The organism is Ruegeria sp. CL6 (assembly GCF_056536465.1).
Window position 1 is genome coordinate 1 of the sequence record NZ_JBQFPR010000026.1, and the last position, 3,665, is coordinate 3,665.

Annotated in this window: 4 protein-coding genes; 2 read left to right on the forward strand and 2 right to left on the reverse strand. The window is 53.7% G+C overall.

Translation table 11 applies throughout. The features are described from left to right. Positions 1–678: 678 nt before the first annotated feature. The gene (locus tag ACR0LH_RS21555) at positions 679–2,391 is read right to left on the reverse strand and encodes an amidohydrolase (RefSeq protein WP_480722415.1); all 1,713 of its coding nucleotides are present in this window, start codon (positions 2,389–2,391) and stop codon (positions 679–681) included. Between the two features lie 55 nt (positions 2,392–2,446). Further along, a complete protein-coding gene (locus ACR0LH_RS21560) occupies positions 2,447–2,575 on the reverse strand; it encodes a hypothetical protein (RefSeq protein WP_480722416.1) in 129 nt (42 codons plus the stop codon). A 590-nt stretch (positions 2,576–3,165) separates the two neighbouring features. Here ACR0LH_RS21560 and ACR0LH_RS21565 point away from each other — a divergent pair. Together ACR0LH_RS21565 and ACR0LH_RS21570 are read left to right on the forward strand one after the other, a co-directional pair. Continuing rightward, the gene (locus ACR0LH_RS21565; protein WP_480722417.1) at positions 3,166–3,333 is read left to right on the forward strand and encodes a hypothetical protein; all 168 of its coding nucleotides are present in this window, start codon (positions 3,166–3,168) and stop codon (positions 3,331–3,333) included. Next, positions 3,326–3,517: a hypothetical protein gene (locus ACR0LH_RS21570; protein WP_480722418.1), complete on the forward strand. Its 192-nt coding sequence runs from the start codon at positions 3,326–3,328 to the stop codon at positions 3,515–3,517. Before ACR0LH_RS21565 ends, ACR0LH_RS21570 begins: the two co-directional genes overlap by 8 nt. Positions 3,518–3,665: the final 148 nt, after the last annotated feature.

Below are 3,665 nucleotides of genomic sequence, written 5' to 3' on the forward strand. Positions count from 1 at the left end.
TCGCGGGTGCCAACAGGCGCGACTAGACCGCTAGAGAACCGTCCACTGGCCCTGACACGACCGTTGACGATCGATTCCGGGGGCTCAAGACTGGTCGCTGGTGCTGGCGGTATGGGGGGCGAAAACTTGCAATGGCGCTCTGTGTCCTAGTTCACAGAAGCTCTCGTTCATCCAAGTTAACGTAAGGTCATCATGGGAGGTCGTAATGTTTCTTAAGGCTTCAAATACCTGGCACACTCGCACCGAACACGCAGTAAACATGATACACCCGGTTGTGCGTATCTTGCGTCATTGCACCCAGATGCAACGCCAAGTGAACCGCTACTATTGAATTCGAGCGCGGGTAACAGTTTGCCGAGGTCAGCTTCTGTGCGCTAAGCAAAGGTTGGATAACTGGCTGTTTTGAGCTCTAAGCAGTTAGGCCGACCGGCTGACGACCGTTTGTTGACATTGATGAAGTGACTGATCGTTGGCGCAGAAGCGGACGTTCGAGCCGACAACGGCGAAGGACCGCATCGAGCCCAGAGCCGCCGGATTGAAGTCGCGGTTTTCGCTGATGCGGCAACAAAGTCTTCCAGAGCCAGCAGCTGCAGCGCAGCAAAGCAAGCGGACCTTCGTCGCTGGCGCAGCGAAACTTTCGGAGCCTATTGCCGAGTTTTGGACACAGCTGCCGTCCAATCAGTCCGCGGAATATACCACTTCACCAGCAAAGACGGTTCTGAGCACTTTAGTTTCCTTAATCTCGGTTGGATCAATACGCGTAATGTCCCTGTCCAACACTATCATGTCCGCGAATTTTCCAACTTCAATGGACCCTGTATCGGTCTCGACACCGAGCACATGTGCCGGCCCCAAGGTTGATGCACGGATCACCTCTTCGGCGGTAATTGCTGCTTGTGGAAGAAACGGCCCGCTTTCCGGATCGTCGGGTCTAACCCGTGAGACAAGGAAGCTTAGTCGTGCCCAAGGGTCAAGTGGGCCCACCGACCAGTCACTGCCAAAGGCAACCTCGGCGCCAGCATCTAGTAGGCGGCGCGGATTAGTGTAGGCAGCAACATTCATCCGTCCCATGATGTCTTCGAAAGTTTTGACCGTATCCGCCGGGAACCAGACGATGGGCGACAGTTCAATGGTCAATCCAAGCTCTGCAAATCTTGAAATATCGTCTTCGCTGATTAGGCCGTTGTGTGTTGGGTGGTGTCGTATGCTTGAGTCCGGAAAGGCATTCTTTACCGTTTCGATTGCGTTCAGCACCTCTCGCACTGATCTGTCGCCTGTGGCGTGAGACATGACCACACGGTCCATTTCTGTTGCCAATGAATAAAGCGCTACAAGGTCTGCGGGCGAATAATAGTTGACTCCGTAGGTATCGGTTCCTGGGTATGGTTCAATGAACCAGCCCTCGCGAGACGTTGGCGTGCCGTCCAAAAAGATCTTGAAGCCGCGCGGGTCAAAAAACTCCAGAGCGTAATCGCCTGCCGTCTGGATTTCTGCGATCTGCTCTTCGAGCGTGTTGCCTGCGTCAAAATAATTGTAGCTCATCGCCATATGCATGCGCAGCTTCCAATCGCCAGCTTCGTGCATTGCATGCACAGCATCTATGTGGCTTTGATTTCCAGCGGCTGCTTTCACAGTTGTTACTCCGAGCGAATGGAACCATTCCTGAAATCCTCGCCCTGTACCGATCCATTCTTCCTGCGGAACGGGAGGCATCGAGCGGCGGGCAAAGCCGATCGCAAACTCCCGGATTGTTCCGCTTGGCACGCCATTCTCATCTCGAACAACGACCGAGCCTTCCGGCAAATCAGCGTCCTCGATTTCCATGAAGCCCGTATGTTCAAGAGCCTTGGTGTTCATCCAAGCGCTATGGGCGCTCTGATCCAGAATGAAAACCGGACGATCCGGTACAACCGCATCTAACAAGTCTCGCGTTGGCGCCTCGTTAGGGAACATTCCGGGAGGCCAAGAACCACCGCTGATCCATTCCTTGTCTGGATTGGCATCAGCATATGCCTTGACGCCGACCAAGATGGACTCTGGCGTACTGTTGTCTTCGATCGCCATGAGGTAGGTCTCGCGATGAAAATCCTCGAATGGATGCATATGGGCATCCACGATACCGGGCATGGCGAAGGCACCGTTCAACTCAATGACGGTCGTTTCCGGACCTTCATGGGCTGCGATCTCTTCGGATGACCCGACGGCAATGAACTTGCGATCCTTGATTGCCACGGCTTCAACAACAGGGTTTCCACTGTCCACCGTAAAAATTGTGCCGCCGGTATAGATCGTATCGGCTTCTTGGGCATGTGCTGTGCCGAAAGTCAAAATCGACACTACAATCCCTAAAGCTTTCAGTTTGTTCATGTTTTTCTCCACTTTGTCCGCCATAATATCCCCTTACTGAAGGCAAGTCCAAAAAAACCTCACCTTCATTGGGCTGGCATTACATTCGCAGAACACCATGTTCGGCCCCCCACCCGGATTTCTTGAATGATGAAAAAGTCGCGCCGGCCATGAAGATCGCGAGGTTGAACGGCACGTGGCCGTCGTAGTAGTCGTACCAACTGAACACACGAGGACATCGGAGATTTTTTGAATGAGACACCATGGTATGCTCTTGCTTGGAGCGTTTCTTGTTTCGGCATGCGCCGGCGGAGGAGACCAACTGAACTCGTCGTCTAGTTCATTCCAATACGACGGTCAGACATTTACTGTCAGCGATCGACCTGAAGCATCGAGGATACAGATTGGCCCCTCGGCAACTTCCGCTGTTTTGGAGGGTTTTTTCGACGGAAGAACCTATGGCCTGTTCGACGACCCGACATCCGAAATATCCCGCTACCGGGCAGCTGCGCAAGCATATCTGAACTCCAGCGGAAGAAGTTGCGGTATCACCAGCGGCGGCTTAATAAATGACCCGGTATTTGAGTTTGCTTACGAGTGCTAGCACTCACCAAAAGCGGCCATCGGACTAAGTTGTTGTTCTGGGATCCATTTAGCAAATTCCGACTTGGATCCAGCTATCTGCAGTTGGAGAAACAAATACCAACGTCTATTGTGTCCGCAACCCGGTCATTCAACCATAAAGTCTGAATGTCCGCTCCCCGGAAACCGAGCAACCTCCTGCATCTAAATAAAGAAGCAACTGCAGGAGTTTGATCCATGAAGTACTTGTCTGCCCTCGGCGTTCTCGTCGGGGGTTTTCTTTTGCACCCACCACTCAAGGCTGTCCTGACAACGATGCTCTGGGTGGTCTCGCGGTCTCACCCCGCTGTCTCGGCGCTAGTTCTGTTGGCGGTTTTCTGGACGTGGAGGTCCGAGGATGGCTGAGCTGGAACTGAACCCCGGTGACGTCGTGGTCGTATGCGCCTTCGATGACGTCCCTGAGCATCTGTTCCGGGTGGAAGAGGTGTTCGAAGACTGCGTGACCGGCTTTGCTGTAAGCGGTCCACTGGCTGGTTCCTACGGCGAACCGGCCCTCGAGATGATCCTACGGGTTGTCTCAACCAACTGACCCCATCCCAAATTCCAACACTGAAAGGAGGAGGCCCATGTCTGCTCACATTCGCTATGCCTATCTGAAGGGCCATACGTGGCTGTTCAGACGTAACTATCCCGTTGACGTTGCTCTCGCGCTGGGCGCTCAGGCGCTGAAGCAGAGC